At 41.0% G+C, this 22,564-nt stretch carries 27 protein-coding genes and 1 rRNA gene; 1 reads left to right on the forward strand and 27 read right to left on the reverse strand.

Annotation, left to right across the window (positions count from 1 at the left end):
- Positions 1 to 7: 7 nt before the first annotated feature.
- From glmU to metG, 13 genes are all read right to left on the reverse strand, one after another.
- Complete coding sequence (glmU, locus tag C6Y01_RS18400; RefSeq protein ID WP_034665711.1) at positions 8 to 1,378, reverse strand: bifunctional UDP-N-acetylglucosamine diphosphorylase/glucosamine-1-phosphate N-acetyltransferase GlmU; 1,371 nt, start codon at positions 1,376 to 1,378, stop codon at positions 8 to 10.
- Between the two features lie 199 nt (positions 1,379 to 1,577).
- Complete coding sequence (gene spoVG / locus C6Y01_RS18405; RefSeq protein WP_034324487.1) at positions 1,578 to 1,874, reverse strand: septation regulator SpoVG; 297 nt, start codon at positions 1,872 to 1,874, stop codon at positions 1,578 to 1,580.
- Between the two features lie 225 nt (positions 1,875 to 2,099).
- On the reverse strand, positions 2,100 to 2,477 hold the full coding sequence (gene ridA, locus C6Y01_RS18410; protein WP_034665708.1) for a 2-iminobutanoate/2-iminopropanoate deaminase: 378 nt from the start codon (positions 2,475 to 2,477) through the stop codon (positions 2,100 to 2,102).
- A gap of 38 nt (positions 2,478 to 2,515) precedes the next feature.
- Positions 2,516 to 3,349 (reverse strand): pur operon repressor, encoded by an 834-nt coding sequence (gene purR / locus C6Y01_RS18415; protein WP_034665706.1) that lies wholly within the window; start codon positions 3,347 to 3,349, stop codon positions 2,516 to 2,518.
- 55 nt (positions 3,350 to 3,404) lie between these two features.
- Entirely contained in the window at positions 3,405 to 4,274 is an 870-nt protein-coding gene (gene ispE / locus C6Y01_RS18420) for a 4-(cytidine 5'-diphospho)-2-C-methyl-D-erythritol kinase (RefSeq protein ID WP_034665703.1), read from the reverse strand.
- A gap of 146 nt (positions 4,275 to 4,420) precedes the next feature.
- Positions 4,421 to 4,606, reverse strand: a complete 186-nt coding sequence (locus C6Y01_RS18425) for a small, acid-soluble spore protein, alpha/beta type (RefSeq protein ID WP_012008653.1) — start codon at positions 4,604 to 4,606, stop codon at positions 4,421 to 4,423.
- A 163-nt stretch (positions 4,607 to 4,769) separates the two neighbouring features.
- Entirely contained in the window at positions 4,770 to 5,027 is a 258-nt protein-coding gene (gene veg, locus C6Y01_RS18430) for a biofilm formation stimulator Veg (RefSeq protein WP_003217979.1), read from the reverse strand.
- A gap of 213 nt (positions 5,028 to 5,240) precedes the next feature.
- Positions 5,241 to 6,125: a sporulation peptidase YabG gene (yabG, locus tag C6Y01_RS18435; RefSeq protein ID WP_095286200.1), complete on the reverse strand. Its 885-nt coding sequence runs from the start codon at positions 6,123 to 6,125 to the stop codon at positions 5,241 to 5,243.
- 135 nt (positions 6,126 to 6,260) lie between these two features.
- Positions 6,261 to 7,139, reverse strand: a complete 879-nt coding sequence (rsmA, locus tag C6Y01_RS18440) for a 16S rRNA (adenine(1518)-N(6)/adenine(1519)-N(6))-dimethyltransferase RsmA (protein ID WP_095286199.1) — start codon at positions 7,137 to 7,139, stop codon at positions 6,261 to 6,263.
- Complete coding sequence (gene rnmV, locus C6Y01_RS18445; RefSeq protein WP_095286198.1) at positions 7,132 to 7,692, reverse strand: ribonuclease M5; 561 nt, start codon at positions 7,690 to 7,692, stop codon at positions 7,132 to 7,134. The genes rsmA and rnmV overlap by 8 nt, the downstream gene beginning before the upstream one ends.
- Positions 7,693 to 7,852: 160 nt before the next feature.
- Entirely contained in the window at positions 7,853 to 9,055 is a 1,203-nt protein-coding gene (locus tag C6Y01_RS18450; protein ID WP_106038597.1) for a G5 and 3D domain-containing protein, read from the reverse strand.
- Positions 9,056 to 9,299: 244 nt separating this feature from the next.
- Positions 9,300 to 10,067 carry a TatD family hydrolase gene (locus C6Y01_RS18455; protein WP_034665688.1) on the reverse strand — a complete coding sequence of 256 codons (768 nt, stop codon included), beginning with the start codon at positions 10,065 to 10,067 and terminating at the stop codon, positions 9,300 to 9,302.
- Between the two features lie 83 nt (positions 10,068 to 10,150).
- Positions 10,151 to 12,148 carry a methionine--tRNA ligase gene (gene metG, locus C6Y01_RS18460; protein ID WP_034665685.1) on the reverse strand — a complete coding sequence of 666 codons (1,998 nt, stop codon included), beginning with the start codon at positions 12,146 to 12,148 and terminating at the stop codon, positions 10,151 to 10,153.
- Positions 12,149 to 12,668: 520 nt separating this feature from the next.
- Here metG and abrB point away from each other — a divergent pair.
- Positions 12,669 to 12,959 (forward strand): transition state genes transcriptional regulator AbrB, encoded by a 291-nt coding sequence (gene abrB, locus C6Y01_RS18465; RefSeq protein WP_087975202.1) that lies wholly within the window; start codon positions 12,669 to 12,671, stop codon positions 12,957 to 12,959.
- Positions 12,960 to 13,004: 45 nt separating this feature from the next.
- Here the strand turns inward: abrB and rsmI are convergent, their stop codons facing one another.
- The 14 genes from rsmI to rrf form a co-directional block, all read right to left on the reverse strand.
- Positions 13,005 to 13,883 (reverse strand): 16S rRNA (cytidine(1402)-2'-O)-methyltransferase, encoded by an 879-nt coding sequence (rsmI, locus tag C6Y01_RS18470; RefSeq protein WP_034665683.1) that lies wholly within the window; start codon positions 13,881 to 13,883, stop codon positions 13,005 to 13,007.
- Positions 13,861 to 14,157: a GIY-YIG nuclease family protein gene (locus C6Y01_RS18475; RefSeq protein ID WP_106038598.1), complete on the reverse strand. Its 297-nt coding sequence runs from the start codon at positions 14,155 to 14,157 to the stop codon at positions 13,861 to 13,863. The genes rsmI and C6Y01_RS18475 overlap by 23 nt, the downstream gene beginning before the upstream one ends.
- Entirely contained in the window at positions 14,144 to 14,887 is a 744-nt protein-coding gene (locus tag C6Y01_RS18480) for a tRNA1(Val) (adenine(37)-N6)-methyltransferase (RefSeq protein WP_034665680.1), read from the reverse strand. The genes C6Y01_RS18475 and C6Y01_RS18480 overlap by 14 nt, the downstream gene beginning before the upstream one ends.
- A 55-nt stretch (positions 14,888 to 14,942) precedes the next feature.
- Entirely contained in the window at positions 14,943 to 15,296 is a 354-nt protein-coding gene (gene yabA / locus C6Y01_RS18485; RefSeq protein WP_003217957.1) for a DNA replication initiation control protein YabA, read from the reverse strand.
- Between the two features lie 14 nt (positions 15,297 to 15,310).
- Positions 15,311 to 16,138: a competence/sporulation regulator complex protein RicT gene (gene ricT / locus C6Y01_RS18490; protein WP_012008643.1), complete on the reverse strand. Its 828-nt coding sequence runs from the start codon at positions 16,136 to 16,138 to the stop codon at positions 15,311 to 15,313.
- A 2-nt stretch (positions 16,139 to 16,140) separates the two neighbouring features.
- Entirely contained in the window at positions 16,141 to 17,130 is a 990-nt protein-coding gene (gene holB / locus C6Y01_RS18495) for a DNA polymerase III subunit delta' (RefSeq protein WP_034665677.1), read from the reverse strand.
- 11 nt (positions 17,131 to 17,141) lie between these two features.
- Positions 17,142 to 17,582 carry a YaaR family protein gene (locus tag C6Y01_RS18500; RefSeq protein ID WP_034665673.1) on the reverse strand — a complete coding sequence of 147 codons (441 nt, stop codon included), beginning with the start codon at positions 17,580 to 17,582 and terminating at the stop codon, positions 17,142 to 17,144.
- 12 nt (positions 17,583 to 17,594) lie between these two features.
- Positions 17,595 to 17,924 (reverse strand): cyclic-di-AMP receptor, encoded by a 330-nt coding sequence (locus tag C6Y01_RS18505; RefSeq protein ID WP_024425625.1) that lies wholly within the window; start codon positions 17,922 to 17,924, stop codon positions 17,595 to 17,597.
- Positions 17,925 to 18,003: 79 nt separating this feature from the next.
- Positions 18,004 to 18,642: a dTMP kinase gene (tmk, locus tag C6Y01_RS18510; protein WP_034665671.1), complete on the reverse strand. Its 639-nt coding sequence runs from the start codon at positions 18,640 to 18,642 to the stop codon at positions 18,004 to 18,006.
- Complete coding sequence (locus C6Y01_RS18515) at positions 18,639 to 20,048, reverse strand: aminotransferase class I/II-fold pyridoxal phosphate-dependent enzyme (RefSeq protein WP_106038599.1); 1,410 nt, start codon at positions 20,046 to 20,048, stop codon at positions 18,639 to 18,641. The genes tmk and C6Y01_RS18515 overlap by 4 nt, the downstream gene beginning before the upstream one ends.
- Before the next feature lie 77 nt (positions 20,049 to 20,125).
- Complete coding sequence (locus tag C6Y01_RS18520; RefSeq protein ID WP_095286194.1) at positions 20,126 to 21,184, reverse strand: toxic anion resistance protein; 1,059 nt, start codon at positions 21,182 to 21,184, stop codon at positions 20,126 to 20,128.
- Positions 21,185 to 21,203: 19 nt separating this feature from the next.
- Positions 21,204 to 21,818: a 5-bromo-4-chloroindolyl phosphate hydrolysis family protein gene (locus C6Y01_RS18525; protein ID WP_095286193.1), complete on the reverse strand. Its 615-nt coding sequence runs from the start codon at positions 21,816 to 21,818 to the stop codon at positions 21,204 to 21,206.
- A 128-nt stretch (positions 21,819 to 21,946) separates the two neighbouring features.
- Entirely contained in the window at positions 21,947 to 22,138 is a 192-nt protein-coding gene (locus tag C6Y01_RS18530) for a sigma factor G inhibitor Gin (RefSeq protein WP_003217973.1), read from the reverse strand.
- Between the two features lie 171 nt (positions 22,139 to 22,309).
- Positions 22,310 to 22,425: ribosomal RNA gene (gene rrf, locus C6Y01_RS18535) — 5S ribosomal RNA — on the reverse strand.
- Positions 22,426 to 22,564 lie beyond the last annotated feature (139 nt).

Genomic DNA, 22,564 nt, shown 5'->3' on the forward strand with positions numbered 1-22,564 from the left:
ATTTGGATTATTTTTTATGAATATTTTTCACATAATCTTCTTTATTGACTTGTCTTGCTCTAGCAATAGACAATGCATCCTGCGGTACATCTTCTGTAACCGTTGAACCAGCTGCAACATATGCCCCTTTTCCGACAGTGACTGGTGCCACGAGATTTGAATTACAGCCAATAAAAGCGCCATCTTCAATCTTCGTTAAGAATTTGTTCTTCCCATCATAGTTGACTGTAATAGATCCACAGCCAAGGTTTACATCAGTTCCGACCTCTGCATCTCCAATATAGCTTAGATGAGATGCTTTGCTGCGGTCACCGAAAACCGTTTTCTTGATTTCGACAAAATTCCCGATCTTCACTTCATCGCCAATTTTCGACAACGGGCGAATATGAGCAAACGGCCCAATTGTCACATCGACTCCAACCTCACTATCGCAGACGACAGATTGCTTAATCACTGTGCGATCTCCGACGATGCTGTCAACAATTTCAGTGTTTGGCCCAATAGTAGCGTCTGCACCGATTTTCACATTCCCTTTGATGACCGTCCCAGGATAAATGATTGTATCTTCACCGATGACAGCATCTGGTGAAATATACGTGTTCTCAGGATCAATCAAGGTCACACCATTCTTCATATGCTGATGATTAATACGTCGCTTCATGAATTGCTCTGCTTGTGATAGAGCGATACGATCATTGACTCCAAGTGTTTCTTCAAAATGCGGTGTTTGATATGCTGCAACCGTTTGCCCTTCATTCTTTAAAATTTCAATGACGTCTGGCAAATAGTATTCACCCTGTGCATTTTCATTCGATACTTGCTCAATCACACGGAAGAGATCTTCATTTGAAAAACAATAGGTCCCTGTATTAATTTCATTCACTTGACGTTCCGCATCATTCGCATCTTTATGCTCCACAATTTTCACGACAGCACCGGTTTCGTCACGAATAATACGACCATAACCTGTCGGGTCATCCGCATGTGCTGTTAAAATAGTGACTTTCGCTTGATGTTTTTGATGCTCGCTCAACATAGCTTCCATTGTTTCCGCTGTCAATAATGGCGTATCACCACAAATGACAATGGTTGTTCCCTTTTCCTGCGCAAGGAACGACTTTGCTTGTTTGACGGCATGTGCTGTTCCCAGCTGTTCTTCTTGAAGTGCATACTCACTTCTGTCTCCAAGCTGCTCTTTGACGTTCTCTGCTCCATGACCGACGATCGTCACTAGCTTGGCTAAAGAAAGCTTTAACGCTTCATCTGCCACATGCTCGACCATTGGCTTTCCGCAAACTGGATGAAGTACTTTGTATAGCTTTGACTTCATTCTCGTTCCTTTTCCCGCTGCTAAAATCACTGCGAACCGCTTATCCATTGATTGGCCTCCAATATCCCTATTATCCATAGAAAAATATATCCTAAATAAGGACTGATTTCAAGGATACAAGAGGAAGTGCAATAATTTTCTAATGGTTGAAAGACATAAGAAACAAGAGAAAAAACGCAAAAAAGACAGCATTTAAAAGAAAACATTCCATTTTCTCTTAAAGCTGTCTTTTTGGATTCACATATGATTAAGAAGCTCCAGCTTCTTCATATTCAATTGTTTCTTCCTCTTCGCCTAAGCGATGATATTCATTTAATACAGCATCTTGGATTTTACCCCGAGTACCTGAATTAATTGGGTGTGCAATATCGCGAAACTCTCCATCAGGCGTGCGTTTGCTAGGCATTGCCACAAACAACCCATTGTTTCCATCAATCACACGAATATCATGAACAACAAATTCGTGGTCCAGCGTGATGGATGCAATCGCCCTCATGCGACCATCGGTATTCACGCGGCGTAATCTTACGTCAGTAACTTCCACAGTAGTTCACCACCTTTTCCCAATATAAAAGCATTACTTAGGTATTCAACGATTGTGGTGATTCTCCTGCTCTTTTTTTAAACTTTTTTTGAAATATCGGGATATTTATACATTATTTGTCATTTTGGTGACGACGCTTACATTCTCTGCGTGAAAAAAAGACATCATGATGATGTCTTTTCCTGCATATGATGAAACCAAACGGCTTTCGTTGAGACTGCCTGTTTACTTTACTAATGCAATCACTTCAATTTCTACGAGTGCATCCTTAGGAAGTCTTGCTACTTCCACACATGAACGAGCTGGCTTATGTGTATGGAAATACTCACCGTACACTTCATTTACTTCTGCGAATTGTTCCATATCTTTGATAAAAACTGTTGCTTTCACGACTGTCTCAAAGGAAGCACCTGCTGCTTCAAGTACGGCCTTAAGATTACGGAACACTTGATGTGTTTGTTCTTTAATATCTCCATTTACAAAGTCTCCAGCTGGCGTTAATGGAATCTGCCCTGAGCTGTAAAACATGTTATTGACAATAATCCCTTGAGAGTAAGGTCCAATGGCTGCTGGTGCATGTTTGGTTTGAACAACTTTTGTCATATCAATCTCTCCCATTCAACTACATGTTTGATCAAAGCTTAAGCTTTCGAATGAAAAAACTCGTGGAAATTGCCTTCATTGATCTCAATGATCTTCTGCTTCATATCAATGGTTGAAAGCTTTAAAAGCGATACATATTCATCAACGAGACGTTCATTTACGCCTTCATCTTCTAAAAGAACACCGATCCCTGCAACATTTGCATTAAATTCCTCAAGCAAATTCATCATGCCGTTAATGGTTCCGCCCGCTTTCATAAAGTCATCAATGATTAGGACATTGGATCCTTTATCTAAACTCCGCTTTGCAAGTGACATGGTTTGAATTCGGTTAGACGAACCTGACGCGTAGTTAATACTTACAGTTGATCCTTCGGTTACCTTATTATCTTTTCTAACGATCACAACAGGCACATTTAAATAACCCGCAACAGAATAGGCAATTGGAATACCCTTTGTCGCAACGGTCATGACGACATCAATCGCACGGTCTGCAAAGATGGTCGCAAACAGCTTACCGATTTTCGCAAGAATTGATGGATTACCTAAAACATCGGTTAAATATAAATAACCGCCAGGAAGTACACGTTCAGGAGTCGATAGAGCCTCTCCGATATCGTTTACTACGTCGTCTGCTTCTTTTAGGTGAATCTTTGGAATATATTTCACTCCGCCAGCAGCACCAGGTACAGTAAGCAATGTGCCTATTCCCTGCTGTTCGAAGGTCTGTTTGATAATCGTTAAGTCTTCACTAATGGAGGACTTCGCAGATTGATATCTTTCTGCAAAAAAAGTTAACGGTACTAGTACGTGCGGGTGGGCTAACAAATAATTTGTTAAGTCCACCAATCTGCCGCTTCGACGAAACTTCATGAACTTACCCCCAGAACCCGAATAATTTATGATAAATATAACTTAATATACGGATTTAATCAAGGGCATTTTGTTCGCCGATCATGCGGACAGCGTATACTTGATCACAAAATCCTCTCAGTCCGTTATATATTCTTTGTACCTTCGATTCATATTGAATCAAGCCAAATACTGTAGGGCCGCTTCCACTCATTAAAACAGCGTCAGCACCGAAACGCTTCATCTGTCTTTTGATCATATCTACTTCTGGGTACATCTTTAATGTCACAGACTCTAGAACGTTGCCGAGTGAGCCGCACATCTCTTTATAATCTTTCGCTTCAATCGCTTCAATCATACGCTTTACATTTGGGTGTTCTACTTTGCTTGCGTCATATTGTCTATAGACTTCAGCTGTAGATACCCCAATCACCGGCTTCGCTAAAATCACCCAGCAATGCGGCGGTGTCGCAATATGCTTCAGCTTTTCTCCACGTCCTGTCGCTAGTGCTGTGCCTCCGTGTACACAAAAAGACACATCTGAGCCGATCTCCGCTCCAAGATCAGCTAGTTCATCTAACGTGAGGTTTAATTTCCACAAACGATTTAAGCCGCGAAGAGCTGCTGCCGCATCACTGCTGCCCCCAGCTAAACCTGCTGCGACTGGAATTGCTTTTGTGATGACAATTGATACACCTTTTTGAATACCGAACCTTGTTTTGAGTAATTTAGCCGCCTGATAAGCCAAATTACGCTGATCATCTGGCACGAATCGATTATGAGATGATACACGGATTTCATCCTTGTCCAGCTCCGTCAGCTCTAGTCGATCTGCAAGGTCTATTGTTGTCATCACCATCTCCACTTCGTGATATCCATCCGGTCTTTTTCCATGAACATCAAGTGAGAGATTAATTTTTGCCGGTGCTTTTTCTAAAATACGCAAACATTTCACCTACTTCTCCATCTAAACATAAGTATCAATATTGTATCACATTTGATGGATCTGATGAATATAGGCTTTTACGCCGAGCACACTGACTTTTTCATCAAAAAAAGCCAGAGACACCCGAGGTATCCCTGACCGTTTTTCTATCGTTGATTCTCATCCTGAGCCATGTGCTGTTGAGCTAATTCAATGGCACGTTTGACCATATTACCTGCGTCACGCGCACGAATCTCTCCCCAGCCTCCATTTTTGACGGTATCATAAAATCCAAGATCCTTCGCCAGCTCGTATTTGAACTCATCTGACATAATGCCTCGGCGTCTACCCAAACGAAACAGCCCCTTTAGTCGAGAATTCGAATCAGTGCCACTGCTTGTGTGGCTTTCTTATTTTGTATCGATTCCTTCCTTTTACCCCTTTCAAAAAATGGACAGACTCCCATTCAGAAAAAAAGGCAAAACAAAAAGCAGTAAACAAGAAGTTCACTGCCCATTAATAGGCGACTGAGCTAGCGGTATCATCGAACGTTAATTCGACCGTCTCAGTCAGTATATCTGCATAACTATAAGAAACTCTTTCAAACGAATTCTCATCTTGATCTAATTGAATCACAAATACAGAAGGGTACGTTTCAGCTAAAATGCCCGAACGCTCAATTGTTTTACGGCGGCCCCCGTTAGCCTTTAACGTCAAACGTTTACCTAAGTTACCATCAAGCGATCTTTTGATGTCGGACAAAGTCTTCGCCATTGCATCCACCTCACTGAGATAATTATACAACAACGGCCCGTTTTTGTCAAATAAAAATTAAATTATATCAACGAACACGAGCCATTGTCAACAAAATAATTTTGACAAACTTCTACCTTTTCTTCTCCCTATTTTTCTCAAATTCCGGTGAATTATGTATCCTTTTGAAATTTCTTTTTGAACATAAAAAAAACCAGACTGAAATCAGTCGGGTTATGTCGATTCATGGTCTCTTTTATATGGCATACCTACCCTTAGAACACCCTTCGTCTCGATGCCTCCGAGGCCTTTTTCTCTTGTTAATGTATTTCGGAGCACATCCCACACGTTGATTCGATCTACAAATGGAGTGAAGCTGATCTTCGCAACGATATAGACGGGGTCGAGCGCATGGATATTCACACGTGAAGGCGAGCTCGCAAAATTGGCACCTGCTTGGATCAATGATTCAAAATGAGATTGACAGGCACCTGCAAAGATCACAAGCTGATCTAAATGAGGAATTTTCCGTCTTGCTTTTTGAACCGTTTCAACGAAATGACGAGAATGGCGATAGGCACCGATATCATGTACGCCGCCCTTTTGCTTGGAATACGCATCATGTCCTGTGATGACCAAAATATCAGGTCGATATTGATCAATTAACGAGTCAATCATGCTTGGCATTTTCTTCTCATGGCAATGTACACCATACACAGGTACACCAATTCGTTCATATACATCTAAGCATTTCTTTAAGTATGAAGCATCTCCATCTAAATGAAGGACCTTTCCAGGCATGTGAAAATACTGCTCTTGATGCTGATATTGTCCAGAAGTATAATACTCTTGTTTTTCCCGCAGCAGCTGATAATCCTGTCTTAGTAAATCGAGCGATTCATTGATTTTTCGCTCGTCATCCTTCTCTCTAGTCAGCTGTTCCTCTTTTTGAATCTTGACGAGATCTGACACCTTGGCATCAGCAATCAGCCTCACTTCATTCCCATGCAATATGGCGGTGGCTTCGTGCTGATCGGTCTCATCAATTCGAATGATTCGAAACATAATATCCATTTGATAGGATGCCCTTGTCACCATATCTCCTATTTGAAATTGCATGCTTTTCACTCCACAATCAGGCTCATATCCTGTTGGTATCGTCTTACGCTAAAATATGTTCTTCTTTCATGTGTGCTGTTCTTTCTAGCCTATGCCCGAACGAACAAAGTGGTGAAAAACAAAAGAAAAAAGCCCTTAAGACAGGGCTTTTTGTAAAACGTTCGACAAACGGGCAAATTCCTCAATGGATAATGACTCGCCGCGGCGCTTTCCATCAATGTCTGCTGTTTGAAGTGCTTCTTCGATGATGGCTTTATGTTTTTTTCCATCAGGTAAATTGTTCATGAGATTATTCATCAATGTTTTTCGGCGCTGACCAAAGCTCGCACGGATCAATTGAAAGAAAAACACATCATTTTCTACTGAGACAGCAGGCGTTTCACGAACGGTTAGTTTAATCACAGCCGAATCCACATTAGGCTGTGGAACAAAAACAGTTTTAGGCACAACCATTACTGTTTTCGCTTCCGTATAGTATTGAACTGCGATAGACAGCGAATTGTATTCCTTTGATGAAGGGACTGCTGCCATACGATCTGCTACTTCTTTTTGCAGCATGACCACAATCCCTTTCAATGGAAGGTTTTCTTCAAGCAGCTTCATAATAATCGGTGTCGTCACGTAATATGGAAGGTTGGCGACAACCATCACTTCTTTACAGTCAGCAAAATTTTCCTCAATGACCTTCCTCACATCCGCCTTTAATACGTCTTGATGAATGATCGTGACATTATCATATGGAGAAAGCGTATCGTTTAAAATGGGCAATAAACGCTGATCGATTTCAAAAGCAGTGACTTTCTTTGCACGCTTAGCGAGCTGCTCGGTCAATGCACCGATACCAGGCCCAATCTCAATCACGCCGGTCTCATCCGTCACCTCTGCGTGATCGACAATACGATCGAGTATATTTGTATCAATTAAAAAGTTCTGCCCTAAGCTCTTTTTAAAAGAGAAACCGTATTTCTTCAGTATTTCCTTCGTTCTGATGGGTGTCGCAATATCTTTATTCATCGGCTTCCTCCTGCATGACGGTCTTTAAGGCCGCAATAAAATCATGTTTGGTTATTTGGAACATGTGAAGGCGCTTTTGCAGCTGCTTCGCATTGGTATATCCTATATTTAAAAGCACACCTAGTCGTTCGCGGCGGCGTTTCGACGATTCGCCTCCGATAAGGCCTGCGTCAAATAAGTCATCTAATGTAATGTCACTTTCCGATTCTTCCATTTCCTCATGGACATGGGCTAGGCATTCTCGAATACTGTCCAAGGAAGCATGCTCGACGCCAATTCCTTTGTCCCGCTTCGCCTTCGCAAGATGTTTTGGCAAAAATGCGTGCTTACAGCCAGGAACCGCTTCTGCGATGGTTTTCCGGATCTTCTCTCCAGGGAAATCAGGATCAGTTAAAATAATGACCCCTCTCGTCTCCTGAGCAAGACGCACTTGTTGAATAACTGTATCACCAATAGCTGATCCGTTTGTTTCGATCGTATCTGCATCAACTGCCATCTTCACTCTGGCAGTGTCATCACGACCTTCCACCACAATGATTTCTTTGATTTTCATGTATTCCTCCGCTTGCAAAAACAATAAACAATTTTTGGTTAAAAAATGAAACCTTTCATGCTGTTTTTGCGTCTAATTAATTAGAAAACAGTGCTTCTATTATAACCAAAAAAACAGAGGGTGCGCAAAGCCCTCTGTTCATATAAATGATTGGATGTGTTTATTTGAGTACTCTAATTTTCACTCGTTTATTTCCCCATTGATAAGCTGCCGACTTATTTGGGACGAACACATCGATTTTATTCCCTTTTATAGCAGATCCAGTGTCTGATGCAACGGCATATCCATAGCCTTCCACATACACTTTAGAGCCTAGCGGAATGACACTCGGATCTACTGCTATAACCTTTGCACCCGGATTTGCTTTTAAATCAAAGCCTGTTGACGTTCTGCCAGTACATCCAGCACAGCTCGCTGTGTAGGCTGTCGACGCCACATAAAATTCTTTTCCAGATGATTCATTGCTTCTTGAAACGGCAGGTGTCGCTTTAGGCTCTTTATTGGACACTTGTGTACCAATAGCCACTAAACGATCCTTGCTATCTTTTTCAGTCACTTCTTTAATCAATTCTTTAGACACCACTTTGCCGTTTTCTTTCACAATGGCATAGTGCTTCTTCAATTTACCTTCTTCACCTTTTTTAAGCACCTTCTCTTTTCCTTTTTCAAGAGAACGATCCTTTTTATGTTTGGTATCAAAAGCAATTTTCTCTTCCACTACATCGGTGACTTTTTCCACCCGAGTGATCTGGATATCTGCGCTTTTTTTAGAAATATGACTATGTAACGCAGGCTTGATCTTATCGTGCTTCTTGAGCCTCAGCTCTTGTTGCTTTAAAAAGTCAGCGACCGTAGTCGAAGTGGTCCACACCTTTTTATCTTTTCCTCCATCATTTACGCTGACCTGGAAGGCCTGCTGAACCACAAGATTCATATCCTTTTTAATCTTGTCATTCTTTCCTGGAGTTACTTGATCGTGCTTCCCAATATCTATCTTCTCATTCTTCAATAATGCTCCAACCGTCTGATCTGTTGTCCATATCGTTTTCTCTTTCCCATCTAGGGTCAGATGAACCGGTATAGCCGCATCATACACAATGTTCATGTTGTCTTCAATTTTTGTATTTAGACTTGGAGAGATATGATCCTCCGCCCTGGTCTTTATTCCAAGGTCTGAAAGCAGCTGTGCTACTGTCTCTTCATGTGTACGAATTGTCTTCTCTTTACCATTGATTGAAATGGTAATAGACTGCTTAGTGAGCTCATGCGCACCGTAAGCCGTCCCAGTTCCAGCTAAAAGCAAGCAAACAACTAGTAATAAAACCTTGCCTTTTCCTAGCTTAACAGAAAACAGATTTTTCATTTTTTGTACGATGAAAAACGCCTCCTTCTCCTCGGAGAGATTATATAGAGTATCTCAAAACCTGTCAACCCTTCCTCCCACTGTACAAAAATGCTCGATTGTAACCCTATTATGGGAGATTGATGGAAGGAAGGGAAGAAAGACTTATCGACAACTTATCCTATGAGGAGGCGCAAACGTGTAGAACATTTTCGTTATGTTTCACAATTGGACAAGCTTAAACAAGGATTGACATCATATACTGTCAGTTTATACCGAAAACTTTTTTCGCATTTTTTGTGGTCAATTCAGCAAGCTCTTCAAAGCTTGTTTCTCGTAACTCCGCGATCTGTTCTGCGATATATTTCACATAACTTGGCTCGTTACGTTTCCCTCTAAATGGCGCTGGCGTTAAGTAAGGGCAGTCTGTTTCAATTAAAAGCCGGTCACTTGGTATGTCCTTGACAACTTCCTTCGGTTTTTTGGCATTTTTAAATGTCACGGGTCCACCGAATGAAATATAAAAGTTCATATCCATACACGCTTTTGCGATTTCTAGGCTGCCCGTAAAGCAATGCATAATCCCTCCAACATCAGCCGCTCCCTCTTCCTTTAAGATCGTCACGACATCTTCCGTTGCGTCACGATTATGAATAATGATTGGAAGATTCACTTCCTTCGCAAGAGCAATTTGACGTCTAAAGACTTCCTTTTGTACATCTTTTGGCGACTTGTCCCAATAGTAATCCAGACCCATTTCTCCAATCGCAACGACTTTTTCATGTTGAGATAATTCTTTGATCCACAGCAAATCCTCATCTGTCATATCAATGGCATCGACTGGGTGCCAGCCAATGGCTGCATAGATGAAATCATACTCTTCAATTAATTCCATTGCTCTCGTAATTGTCGGGCGGTCAAACCCTACCACCACGATTTTTTCGACTTTTTCACTTTTCGCTCTTTCGATCACCTGCTCTAAGTCTTCATTATATTGTTCAGCATTTAAATGGGCATGTGTATCAAATAACATCGTTGATTGCTCCTTTCGATAATTCTTCTAAAAAAACAAAAGGTGTTCGACGAAATGTTACACGTGGAACACCTTTTGTTGATTTATAAAATTTTTGTTCCATTTGCTAGAGATCGGTCTACTTCAAGAACCTGCAATTTCCCATCAGTTTCTCCAGTTAAAATCATTCCCTGGGAAATTTCCCCTCTGAGTTTGACTGGTGTCAGATTCGCTACGCAAACGAGCTTTTTCCCTACTAATTCCTCAGGTTGATAATGCTTGGCAATCCCTGAAACAATTTGTCTTTTTTCAAATCCAAAATCAAGCTGAAGCTTTAAGAGACGATCCGCTTTTTTCACTGGGGCTGCTTCCAGTACCTGTGCTACTCGAAGATCAACTTTTGAGAAATCATCAAATGCAATTTCTGCTCCAAGCTCAGGTAATTCCGTTTCTTCTATTTCTACTTTCTCTTCTTCCTTTGGTGCACTTCCCTGCATTTTCTCTTTAATATACGCTACTTCTTCTTCAACCTCTAAACGAGGGAACAAAGGCTCTCCTTTTTGTACCGTCGCTTGTTGAATGGCACCAAAAGATAGAATGCTATCCCAGCTTTTAAGCTTCTCTTCTTCAATGCCAAGCTGGAAGAAGATTTTCTCAGGTGTTTTCGTTAGGAATGGCGTTAAGAGAACCGCTGTGATGCGCAGTGATTCTGCTAAATGATACATGACAGAATGCAGCTCTTTTCGTTTTGTTTCATCCTTTGCCAGCACCCATGGAGCTGTCTGGTCAATATATTTATTGGTTCTGCTGATTAATGTCCAAACATTTGAAAGAGCCACCGAGAATTCAAGGTTTTCCATCGCTTCTTCATAGGCTTTGACTGTTTGCTCAGCTACCGCTTTAAGTTCCTCATCAAACTCATTAACTGGACCCTTATAGCTGCTTAATGTACCGTCAAAATATTTTTGTACCATCGCAACTGTACGGTTAAGCAAGTTACCTAAATCATTGGCAAGGTCGTAGTTTACACGTTCCACGAATCCTTCTGGTGTAAACACACCATCCGCACCAAATGGTACTTCACGAAGGAGGTAATAACGAAGGGCATCAAGGCCATAGCGATCAATTAATGTGACGGGATCTACTACGTTCCCTTTTGATTTAGACATCTTACCATCTTTCATCAGCAGCCAGCCGTGTGCGAAAATTTGTTTCGGCAGCGGCAGATCTAGTGCCATCAGCATAATTGGCCAATAAATCGTATGGAAGCGTACAATTTCTTTCCCTACGAGATGCACGTTAGCAGGCCAATATTTTTTATATTTTTCATCCTGATCAGTTCCGTAGCCAATCGCAGTTAAATAGTTGAATAACGCATCAATCCATACATAGATGACGTGTTTTGGATTGTTAGGAACTTTAATTCCCCAATCAAAGGTTGTTCTTGATACAGCCAAATCCTCTAAACCGGGTTTAATGAAGTTATTGATCATTTCATTCTTTCTTGATTCAGGCTGAATGAACGTTGGATTCTTTTCGTAATAGTCTAGTAAACGATCCGCGTACTTACTCATACGGAAGAAATATGATTCCTCTTTAATTAATTCGACAGGATGTCCGCTGTCAGGGCTCTTCCCGCCAATGACTTCTCCTTTTTCATTCCGCTCAACATCCACAAGCTGTGTTTCCGTATAGAATGTCTCATCAGGAATACTGTACCAGCCTTCATATTGATCTAAATAAATATCACCTTGATCAAGCAGCTTTTGAAACACTTGCTCAATGATTTTCGTATGTCTTTTTTCTGTTGTACGGATGAAATCATCATTCGAAATGTCGAGTTTCTTCCATAATGATTGAATGTCTGCTACGACCGGATCTAAATACTCGATCGGTGTAATATTTTGTTCTTCAGCTTTTTGCTGAATTTTTTGTCCGTGCTCATCTGTACCCGTTAAATACATCACATCATAGCCTTGAAGACGTTTATAACGAGCCATAGCATCCCCTGCTACTGTCGTATAAGCATGTCCAATATGTAATTTTCCGCTCGGATAGTAAATAGGTGTTGTCAGATAAAACGTTTTTTTCTTTTCCGGCATGTCGGAACCTCCTGCGTGTGTGTAAATGTCAAAAACTCCCGCCCAATGGACGAGAGCGGTTATCATCATTACATGAAAATGTGTTAGATCAATTCATTAAATTTTGCACTTGTGCTTTCTCTATGATACCATCTTAGCCTTTAAGATCAAGCATATATACATAGAACAAGATGAAATGATCGAAAAAGATGAGTTTTTCGAAAAAAACGACAAACCTGTCGTCATTTTGTCGAATATTGTCGTATGAAATATATCTCCAGATTTACAATTGTCTAATTTAGGGCAAAAGTCTTGTTAATCTGAACTCGTCATTTCTCATATTTTCATAGAAAAAAGCCACAAAACCCTTATAAATCAGTAGTTTCAAGGTCTTTTGACTTTAAGAGTCATATTTTACAAACAATAGTAAACAAAATGATTGACGATTTATGGAAACCTTGTTATGCTATGAATGTAAGGAATTTGTCGAATAATGACGAAGATAATATTATATTAAGAATAAGAACTCTTTGGGAGGAGAATGAAGATGAAATCTACAGGTATTGTACGTAAAGTTGACGAATTAGGGCGCGTGGTGATTCCAATCGAACTTCGCCGTACTCTAGGAATCGCTGAAAAAGACGCTTTGGAAATTTATGTTGATGATGAAAAAATTATCCTAAAAAAATATAAACCAAACATGACTTGCCAAGTTACAGGTGAAGTATCAGACGATAACCTTAAACTTGCTAATGGTAAATTAGTTCTTAGCCGTGAAGGTGCAGAGCAAATCATTAACGAAATCCAAAACCAACTTCAATCACAAAAATAAGTTTGATATAAAAAAGGTTCTTGCACCGTTTGCAAGAACCTTTCTTTATTGTCCAATATGATAAGCATCGTATATGGTGCGCTTTGGTACACCACGTTCGACGGCTGTACGTTTAATGGCTTCCTTCGACGTTAATCCTTCTTCTATGTAATGGATCACGTGTTCCTTTTCAGATAAGGACTTCCACCAGACATCTTCATTTAACTCTTCTTCATCTTGATCATTACCTTGTACGACAAGACAGAATTCACCCCGGATTTGATGTTCTGCGGCCCATGTCAGCACAGACTCTAAATCTCCACGAATAAACTCTTCAAATTTTTTCGTTAGTTCTCTCGTAATGGCGATATTCCGGTTGCCCCACACTTCCTTCATCAAAGTCAGCGTTTCTTTTAATCGATGGGGCGCTTCATAGAAAATGATTGTTTCTTGACGCTTCTTCAAAGCTTCGAGCTGTTTTTTCTTTTCCTTTTTTTGTCGGTCAAGAAAACCATAAAAGAAAAATGGCTGAGGTGTAATCCCTGATGCAATGAGTGCTGTAAGTGCAGCATTTGCTCCAGGTAACGGAACGACATAGCCGCCGATATTAGTAAAGTCTCGAACCACTTCAGCACCTGGATCTGAGATCGTCGGTAAACCAGCATCGCTCACGAGTGCGATGTTTTTTCCTTCTTTTAACCATTCGATTAACTTGTGGCCGCTGCTGTCTTTGTTATGCTCATGATAACTCGTTAATGGCGTATCAATTTCATAGACATGACAAAGTTTTTTCGTTTGTCTTGTATCTTCTGCGGCAATATAGTCTACATCTTTTAATGTTTGTATGGCTCGAAACGTCATATCTTCTAAATTGCCAATTGGGGTTGGGACGAGATACAGAATGCCCATATCTGATTGACCATCAAAGCTTTTCTGTGTTTTCATGTGTCGCCTCCTTTTCTATTCGCATTTCTTCTATATAAAGGTCTTTCTTTTTCCGCGTCCACGTTTTAAAACGATATTCTTGCTGCATGGCTTCTCTTTTGGTTGCAAAACATTCATGATAATACAGCTCAACCGGCCGTCTCGCTCTTGTATACTTTGCTCCCTTTCCACTATTGTGGGTCGTCAGTCTTTTTTGCAAATCATTTGTATAACCTGCATACAGGCTGCCATCTGCACATTTCAATACATAGAAGTAATGATTATGCTTCTCCATACAGTATCGTCCTGATTTCTTCTGTATACTCTTGATCATCTCCATAAACAAAAAGAGGCGGGAGAATTTTCAGATCTGGTTTTCCATCTTTTATACCCTCTACTAAGATGGTATTGGCATCTTTCCCCTGTTTGGGATAAACAAATTGAATTCGTTTTGGCTCAATTCGGTACTTCTTCATCAATTCCACAATCTCAAGCAGCCGACCCGGCCGATGAACCATCGCCAGTTTACCCCCTTGCTTCAGCAGCGTGGAAGAAACGCGAATGACATCTTCTAATGTACAATGGATTTCATGCCGAGCAATTGCCAAGTATTCATTTTCATTGATTTCTTCCTTAGAAGGTGTCTTAAAATATGGCGGATTACATGTGATGACATCTACTTTGTGGTTGCCGTAGCGTGCTGGCATATCATTCAAATCACCATGAATCAATTTAATTTGCTTTTCAAGTTGATTATACGCCACACTTCTTTTTGCCATATCAAACAGCCGTTCTTGAATTTCGACCCCAGTAATGGAGGCCTTAGATCGAGTCGAAAGCAGCAATGGCACAATGCCATTTCCCGTACAAAGATCAATGATCTCTCCTTTTTGGATTGGCACATACGCAAATTTCGCTAATAATACTGCGTCCAATGAAAAGGCGAAAACCGTTTTACTTTGAATAATCTTCATATCTTCGGCGAGCAAGTAATCTAATCGTTCATCTTCTCTTAACGAAACCATGATGTATCCTTTCTTTTCCTGTGAAAAAGGCTTCCGATTCAGCGGAAGCCTTTTCTCATTTTTTATTTAAAAATGACAGACAGAACAAACAGTCTCCCTCTTTACGAATGCTCCCATAATGTACATTACAAATATGGAAGCCCTCCTGATATAACCGAGCCAGGTTATCATGACCTTCTCCTATATCAGAATGACCTGGCTTCTGAGCAGAATCATTCTCTGTCTCAGACGATTTGTCCCGATCAGACTGATCCAGACGTTCACGCAAGTGCTGATTCTCCATCTGCAGCTGATGATTTTCTTCAATCACTTCACCGATATGATTTTTCAAATCACCTAACTGGCGATAAAGAGAACCGATTTGTTCTTCTAAATTGATCACCGTATCAAATAGTTCCTTTTTATCCAAGGTGGCACACCTCGTTACTCAGTTGTTTGTGCAGATACAACGCCTTCTTGTAATAATTCTTCCCAAGTATATTCTATCACTTTTTCTTGCCCGGTTAATTCAACTTGCAAAATTCGTTCTAAAATGTTGAGCCCTACTACCTTTGCAGAGCCACTAGATGTCTGAATCGTTTCACCGATATCGGGCAATTGTTCTTTCGCTGTTTCATACTCATCATTCTCATATTTCAAGCAGCACATCAAACGGCCGCAAAGCCCTGAAATTTTTGTAGGATTTAGCGACAGGTTTTGATCTTTTGCCATCTTAATGGATACTGGTTCAAAGTCTCCTAAGAATGTCGAACAGCAAAGCATTCGCCCGCAAGGACCTATGCCACCCAGCATTTTTGCCTCGTCTCTTACACCAATCTGGCGAAGTTCAATTCTCGTCTTGAAAATTGAAGCAAGATCTTTCACTAGCTCGCGGAAATCTACTCTGCCATCCGCTGTGAAGTAGAAGATGACCTTGTTTCGGTCAAATGTAAATTCAACATCGACCAGCTTCATTTCTAGCCCGTGTTCACTTACCTTCTGAAGACATGTATCAAAGGCTGTCATCGCTGCTTCTTTGTTTTCCTCAACGATGAGCCGGTCTCGTTCGTCTGCTACACGAATCACCTTACGCAGAGGAAGAACGACATCGTGTTCATCTACTTTTTTATTAGCGATGACCACTTGTCCGTACTCAACTCCTCTGACCGTCTCTACAATGACACAACTATCATTTTCTATATGAAATCCATTAGGATCGAAATAATAGATTTTGCCCGCTTTTTTAAAACGAACACCAATTACGTTGTACAAACTTATCCCTCCTGCAACATCAACACCAATTGCTCCATCAGCCCTTGGGCATTCACGTTGGATTGAAGTCTCTTTTTCGCTTCTAATACAGCAAGGATCTGGTTCGTCACCATCTGCTGTGTGGAATGCAGCGCGTGCTGCTTCATTGTCTGGAATAAGTCTTGATAAATGACTTTATCTTCATTTCCTATTTGAATCGACAATACATCACGATATATATATAAAAGCATATCCAGACCTGTTTCTTGAAGGTCTTTCTCTTTGAAAAAAGGCATCCATTGATCCTGTATATAAAAAAATGCATGTTCTTTTCGCTGGTGTAAGACTTCATACAATTTTATCACTTTCGCTCTAGACTCTGCAAACTGATCATTTCGACTTAATTCGAGTGCTTCTGCTAAATTATTGGTTAAATTCGACAAAAGCCTTGCAAGATGCTGAGATACGCCTTCTTGTAATAGCTGCTGCTCCAAGGATTGCGGCTGCAGCGGCTGAAAGCTAAGCATCTGACATCTTGAAATAATCGTATCCAGCATTTTATGCGATTGCTCAGTGATTAAAATTGCCATCGTTTCCCGGTTAGGCTCCTCTAGGAACTTCAATAAACTGTTCGCGGCATTGACCGTCATTTTGTCCGCATGAAGAATGATATACATTTTTCGGTGAGATTCCACACCTGCTTTTGTAAATTCCTCTTGCAATGCCTGCACTTGCGCTTTCTTAATCGATTGACCATCAGGCTGCACGAGATGTAAATCGGGATGGTTTCCTGACTCAATCCTTTTGCAGTTTTGGCAGGATTCACATGGTTTCACTCCTGCTTTCAAGCAAAAAAAGCTCTTAGCCAAAAGCATCGCAGCATCCAGCTTTCCCGTCCCCTTTTTTCCTTCAAATAAGTAGGCATGCGCAAGTCGGTCTTTATCAATACTATTAAAAATCAGCCGCATGACGCGCGGCTGCAAATCATTCATGTCATCCCAGCTAATTGCCATGTTATCACTCTCTATGTGTAAAGGTTAATCAATAAACCTTTTATTTCTCCAATACGTTCAAGCAAATCAATAGAAGGTTTCTCTTGGTCCATCATATCCTCTGTTAATTCAATCAGCTTTTCATCTAATGCTTTGACTAAAGCGAGTGTACGCGTGTTGCCATAAATGTCAAAGCTCCTTGATGTTTCTATATTGAATCCATTATCGACTGTCTCTTTTACAAAGCGCTTCACAAGCCCTTTAAACCTAGCCAAGTCCTTTAGGTTTCGTGACTTTGTCAGCTTTTTACCGAACACTTCGATATCACTCAGCATGACCGTCAGCTGCTCTAAGCGCATTTTGCCGCTTTGCGTCTCCATCGATGCTTTAAAGGAGGCAGATGTTTGGCTTCCTTTAATGCCTTGGAGTTCACGCTTTTCTAAAAGCAGCCGCATATCTTGATTAATTTTCACAGCAACCCATCCTTAGAATTGATGAAATTGTTCAACTGGCAGAATAAAGACAGTAGCTCCACCAACTTCAACCTCAACAGGGTATGGTACATATGAATCTGCGTTACCACCCATTGGAGATACAGGTGCAATCATTTGATCACGTTTGCGGCAATTTTCTTTTATAAGCTGTAATGCTTTATCCACTCGGACATCATCACAACCAATGATAAAAGTCGTATTCCCAGACTTTAAAAACCCACCAGTTGAAGCTAATTTTGTCACGCCGAAATGATGTTCAGTCAATATTTTCAACAACTTGCTGCTATCTTGGTCCTGTACAACGGCAACAATTAATTTCATTTGATTGGCCTCCTTTGTTTTAGGCACAGGTGACATGCCGATGTCTTCCTCTATATTATAACAACGATTGGGAATGAGGTCATATTTGATTTTTCTTTAATGTGTCCTGAATCACCCGAAGTACTTCTTCATAGACATCCTGTATCGGCTGAGACGCATCTACTACACGGAATCGTTCTGGCGATTGGGCAATAAGCAGTTCATAGCCTTCTCTGACCAACTGGTGGAAATTCAGCGTCTCCATGTCTAATCTGTTTTTTTCTCTTCCTTGATTGGCGTGAATTCGTTTTAACCCTTCTTCAGGTGTAATGGAAAAATAAATAGTCATTTGCGGCATCGTACCATCAATAGCAAAGTCGTTAATTGATCTGACTTGGTCAATTCCAAGCCCTCTCGCATAGCCTTGATAAGCGAGAGAGCTATCAACAAAACGATCACATAAGACTGTGTCTCCGCGCTGCAATGCCGGTTCTACCTTTTCAGCCAAATGCTGCCTTCTCGCTGCTGCATACAGCAATGCCTCTGTTTTCGCATCCATTTTCGTGTTTTTTTCATTTAAAATGACTTCACGAATCTGCTCAGCAATCTCAATGCCTCCCGGCTCACGTGTCGCCATGACTGCGTATCCTTGACGTTCCATTTCTTCGTACACTTTTCGAATCACTGTCGTTTTTCCGGCGCCCTCTGGCCCTTCAAACGTAATAAACATACCGCTCATAGTGTCTCCTCTTCTATATAAACATATAATTTTCTCTGATGAATGACCTGACTTGCTTGAACATGAACCTGATGTCCAAGCAAACGGCTTAACGCCTCAATTTGATCTATCTCAATACGCTCTCCCTTAATCATCAAAGGAATACCAGGCGGATAGGGAATAATTGATTCTGCACTCATCCGGCCTGCTGCATGTTCAAATGGGACAGCCTCTATGTCTTGATTTTGCTCATCAGTCTCAATAGATAACGTCTCATTTTGGATATGTTTTTTTCCTTTGAGCAATGAATCACTTTGCTTAAGAGCCTGCTCGATCCGCTTGAAAGGAACGTCCTTCCTCTGTTCTAAGCTAAGAATAAGTAAAACCTGATGTTCGTCCGCAAGCTCTGGATGAACATCCACTGATTCAAGCACCCGTTTTAGTTCGTAACCAGTCAGTCCTTTTGTTGATCGAATGACGCATTTTAATGGATCGGAAAGCAGCGAGTCAGGCTCAACCACTTCAAGATGAGTCAGACGGTTGAACTGATCTTTCAGCTCTGTCAGTTCTTTCATGATTACATGCAATGTCCCTTTTCCTTTGATCTCCTCGACATAAGCTCTCGCCACATCTAATGAGGCCATAATTGGATAAGACGGCGAACTGCTTTGAAGCATCGTGAGCAATGTTTTCAATCGCTTCGCATCGATTCGGTCCCCTTGAAGATGAAGATAGGAACCCATCGTCATTGCCGGAAGGGTTTTATGTGCTGATTGTACCACCACGTCCGCTCCATAGGAAAGAGCAGATGGAGGAAATGCGCCGTCTAATACAAAATGCGCGCCATGAGCCTCATCAACCAGAACAACCACATCTGCTTCATGACACATGTGAATCAGCTTTGATAAATCAGCTGCATGTCCATAGTAGTTCGGATAAGTCAAAACGATTGCTCGGCAATTAGGATGTCTTGCTATGGCTTTTCTGACTGTATCATCCGTCACATGTGTTGGAACATGCAAGTGTGGGTCTATCTCAGCGTCTACCAGAATAGGCGTTGCTCCTGCAAGCTCGATCGCATGGAAGACAGACTTATGGCAATTACGCTGGACAAAAATCTCGTCTCCCGTGCGGCATGCCGCCATCACCATCGCCAAATTTCCGACTGTTGTGCCATTTACAAGGAAAAAGCTTTGATCTGAACCATATAGCTTAGTCAATAAATTTTCTGCCTCTTGAATCACACCAGTCGGGTGATGGAGGTCATCTAGACCTTCAAGCTCCGTCACATCCAGCTGAAGGATTGAAGCATAGTGGGACCGTGCCTCATCAAAAAAGACATCTCCATTGTGATGTCCTGGAACGTGAAAAGAATAAGGCTTCTTTTCCGCATGCTGTGCTAATGCTGTATATAAAGGTGTTCTCAATCAAATCGACCCTTTTCACTTTAACGATATCTTAAGTCTATTATAACGTTCAAACAAGTGAACCGAAAGATGGTTTCTCATTCCTTTATTGGATTCGCCAGCTGCTGCTCTGCCTCATACATACTGCTTTTCAATTGAGCTCGCTCTTGGCTTCCATGCTCTTTCACCTGTAACGTTTCCTGTAATGTTTCAGCTAATTGACGTTGGACCTTTTTCAACGTATCTATAGGAGCAAAAGATGCCTCTTCAAGAAGCTGTTCCTGTTGCTTCGATACCTTTTCATATGTTTTTTGGATTCGGTTCTCAAGAGCTGAATTGGCCCGTTGCTGAATATGCGTTAACGCAATCGACATTTGGTTGATCCATAGAGGAATAGACGCAGAAACAGTTGATTGAATATGATTGGCCAATGTATGATTCGTATGCTGGATCATCCGAATTTGTGCATTACATTGCAATGCAATTTGCCGGCTTAACAGCAAATCATACTTTCGTTCCTTTAGTCTCTCCACATACTCTTCTTCATTGACTTCTTGACTCATCAATTGCTCCTCTATTGTCCGGTCAACAGAAAGTTGCGTTTCTGAAATAGGCCGTTGCTCTAACGTTGTCATTTTCGCTTCAACTGCTGCGACCTGCAGCGTCATCTCTTGAAAATAAGTTTGATTTTCTTCAAATAAACGCTCTAATAACATATGATCCGAGATTAATACGCCTCTTGCATAACGAAGCCTTGCTGACAATCTCTCGATCTGTGATTTTGCATGTTGAAAACGCGATATGATCTCCTGAGTAGATCGTTTATCCCGTTGAAACCATTTTAAAAAAAAGCCTTGTTTCTTTGGCAGTAAATCCTCAGGCTCCACTACATGCAGCTGCTGCAAAAAGGTCTCAAGCACGTCTCCTATTTGATCGATATCTTTTTTCTCAACATATTTCATCATCTGTTGTGATTGTTCCAATAGTCGTTCCTGCACACGTGTACCATAGAAAAGCAGTTTTTGCGGATTGTCAGGGATCTGCTTAGCACGCTGCACGGCTTCTTTTTTCTCCTCATCAGATAAGGTATCAAACACCCGAAACTGAAGATCTGTAGTGGAGGCAGGTGATGGTGTGGCGTGATCTTCCGGTTTCATCGAGTTTGACTCCTTTCATCTATTTCTTCATCATTTTATCTGCTACTTCAAGCTCAATATGGAGAGCTTCTATGTCTCTTCCTAAAACTTGCTGCAAATCATTGGTCAATTGCTTTTGCAGCTCTGTCAATGTCACTCGGGTTTGGCTCAATGTCATTTCCAGCTCATGACTACGATTAGGCTGATTATACAATAGTGCATATTTCTCAGTTAGTTCAACGACAGAATCCAAGCTTTCGAAATAAAAACGCTGTGCATCATAAAATCGATTTGGCTCTTTTTTTGTTATTGTATAGATTCGTCGTGCAAGCCGAAGAACTTCATAATTATGTTTGATCGTTTGTACGTTTTTCACAGCAAATAAAGCTTTTTTTAAACGCACAAGTTTTTGCCCTGCTTCTTTTAAATGCTGTTTGATATATACATAATCACTACGAGACAGTCCGTGTTTCTTTAAAAACAATTGGAAAGCAGCCCATCTGCCCCCTGCAAACATCACACCCCATCCAATCATCGCATACAGTATCGATAATCCAGCATGATGATGGAAAACCCCTATACTGACGGTTAAAATCACAACCGAAAAAAAAGTAGAGAGGATGGCCCATATAAATGTATAAAAGATTGATTTCATGTTCATCGACTCCTATGAATAATCAGGCTCTCTGTTTATCTTATTATGAATTACGGATGATGTCCAAACTAAGTTCCAAAAAACAAGACCAATCCTTTATAGCTCATAAAAAAAGACCATCTAGTGGTCTATGAATACAAAGGCGGCGTATGAAGATTTTTAAGCTTTCTCACATAATCGGAATAGCTAGGATCCGAGGTCGATGTAGAAATTAACTTTCGCTCACAGTCTCGGCACAAAAACTGATGATATAAATAAATTCCCTTTGTCTTTTTCTCTTCACAAATCAAACAAATCGCTTCTCGCTCTTTTTTGCTCATTGTGACACCTCCACTTATAGCTTCAGTATGCCCTAGCGCTTTCAATTGTATACAAAATTAAGAATGTTTTAGATGGTAGTTTAGTATATGTATCCATGTCAGATCGGGTGTTTGTTCCTTTTCTTAAAAAACAAAAAAGACCAGTTCCGTATGGAACTGATCCTTAGAAAAGCTTGGCGGCGTCCTACTCTCACAGGGGGAGACCCCCAACTACCATCGGCGCTGAAGAGCTTAACTTCCGTGTTCGGTATGGGAACGGGTGTGACCTCTTCGCTATCGCCACCAAACCTGATGGAGAGAATGTTCTCTCAAAACTAGATAACAATGTTCAAGCTTCACATTAGAATAAAGGTTAAGTCCTCGATCTATTAGTATCTGTCAGCTCCACGTGTCACCACGCTTCCACCTCAGACCTATCAACCTGAT

This window comes from Bacillus sp. NMCC46, assembly GCF_002998465.1.
Lineage (GTDB): Bacteria > Bacillota > Bacilli > Bacillales > Bacillaceae > Bacillus.

Excerpts from the sequence above, each read along its gene's own strand:
- veg (WP_003217979.1), bottom strand. The coding sequence starts at position 5,027 with ATGGCGAAGACTTTGTCCGACATCAAAAGATCGCTTGATGGTAACTTA.
- rsmA (WP_095286199.1), bottom strand. The coding sequence starts at position 7,139 with ATGAATAAAGATATTGCGACACCCATCAGAACGAAGGAAATACTGAAG.
- rnmV (WP_095286198.1), bottom strand. The coding sequence starts at position 7,692 with ATGAAAATCAAAGAAATCATTGTGGTGGAAGGTCGTGATGACACTGCC.
- C6Y01_RS18520 (WP_095286194.1), bottom strand. The coding sequence starts at position 21,184 with ATGAAACCGGAAGATCACGCCACACCATCACCTGCCTCCACTACAGAT.
- C6Y01_RS18530 (WP_003217973.1), bottom strand. The coding sequence starts at position 22,138 with ATGAGCAAAAAAGAGCGAGAAGCGATTTGTTTGATTTGTGAAGAGAAA.
- C6Y01_RS18450 (WP_106038597.1), bottom strand. The coding sequence starts at position 9,055 with ATGAAAAATCTGTTTTCTGTTAAGCTAGGAAAAGGCAAGGTTTTATTA.
- glmU (WP_034665711.1), bottom strand. The coding sequence starts at position 1,378 with ATGGATAAGCGGTTCGCAGTGATTTTAGCAGCGGGAAAAGGAACGAGA.
- tmk (WP_034665671.1), bottom strand. The coding sequence starts at position 18,642 with ATGAGCGGTATGTTTATTACGTTTGAAGGGCCAGAGGGCGCCGGAAAA.
- rsmI (WP_034665683.1), bottom strand. The coding sequence starts at position 13,883 with ATGAAAACACAGAAAAGCTTTGATGGTCAATCAGATATGGGCATTCTG.
- C6Y01_RS18505 (WP_024425625.1), bottom strand. The coding sequence starts at position 17,924 with ATGAAATTAATTGTTGCCGTTGTACAGGACCAAGATAGCAGCAAGTTG.
- abrB (WP_087975202.1), top strand. The coding sequence starts at position 12,669 with ATGAAGATGAAATCTACAGGTATTGTACGTAAAGTTGACGAATTAGGG.
- yabG (WP_095286200.1), bottom strand. The coding sequence starts at position 6,125 with ATGCAATTTCAAATAGGAGATATGGTGACAAGGGCATCCTATCAAATG.
- purR (WP_034665706.1), bottom strand. The coding sequence starts at position 3,349 with ATGAAGTTTCGTCGAAGCGGCAGATTGGTGGACTTAACAAATTATTTG.
- C6Y01_RS18455 (WP_034665688.1), bottom strand. The coding sequence starts at position 10,067 with ATGTTATTTGATACACATGCCCATTTAAATGCTGAACAATATAATGAA.
- metG (WP_034665685.1), bottom strand. The coding sequence starts at position 12,148 with ATGCCGGAAAAGAAAAAAACGTTTTATCTGACAACACCTATTTACTAT.
- C6Y01_RS18525 (WP_095286193.1), bottom strand. The coding sequence starts at position 21,818 with ATGAAATCAATCTTTTATACATTTATATGGGCCATCCTCTCTACTTTT.
- C6Y01_RS18480 (WP_034665680.1), bottom strand. The coding sequence starts at position 14,887 with ATGGTTTCGTTAAGAGAAGATGAACGATTAGATTACTTGCTCGCCGAA.
- ridA (WP_034665708.1), bottom strand. The coding sequence starts at position 2,477 with ATGACAAAAGTTGTTCAAACCAAACATGCACCAGCAGCCATTGGACCT.
- C6Y01_RS18475 (WP_106038598.1), bottom strand. The coding sequence starts at position 14,157 with ATGGAGAAGCATAATCATTACTTCTATGTATTGAAATGTGCAGATGGC.
- holB (WP_034665677.1), bottom strand. The coding sequence starts at position 17,130 with ATGGCAATTAGCTGGGATGACATGAATGATTTGCAGCCGCGCGTCATG.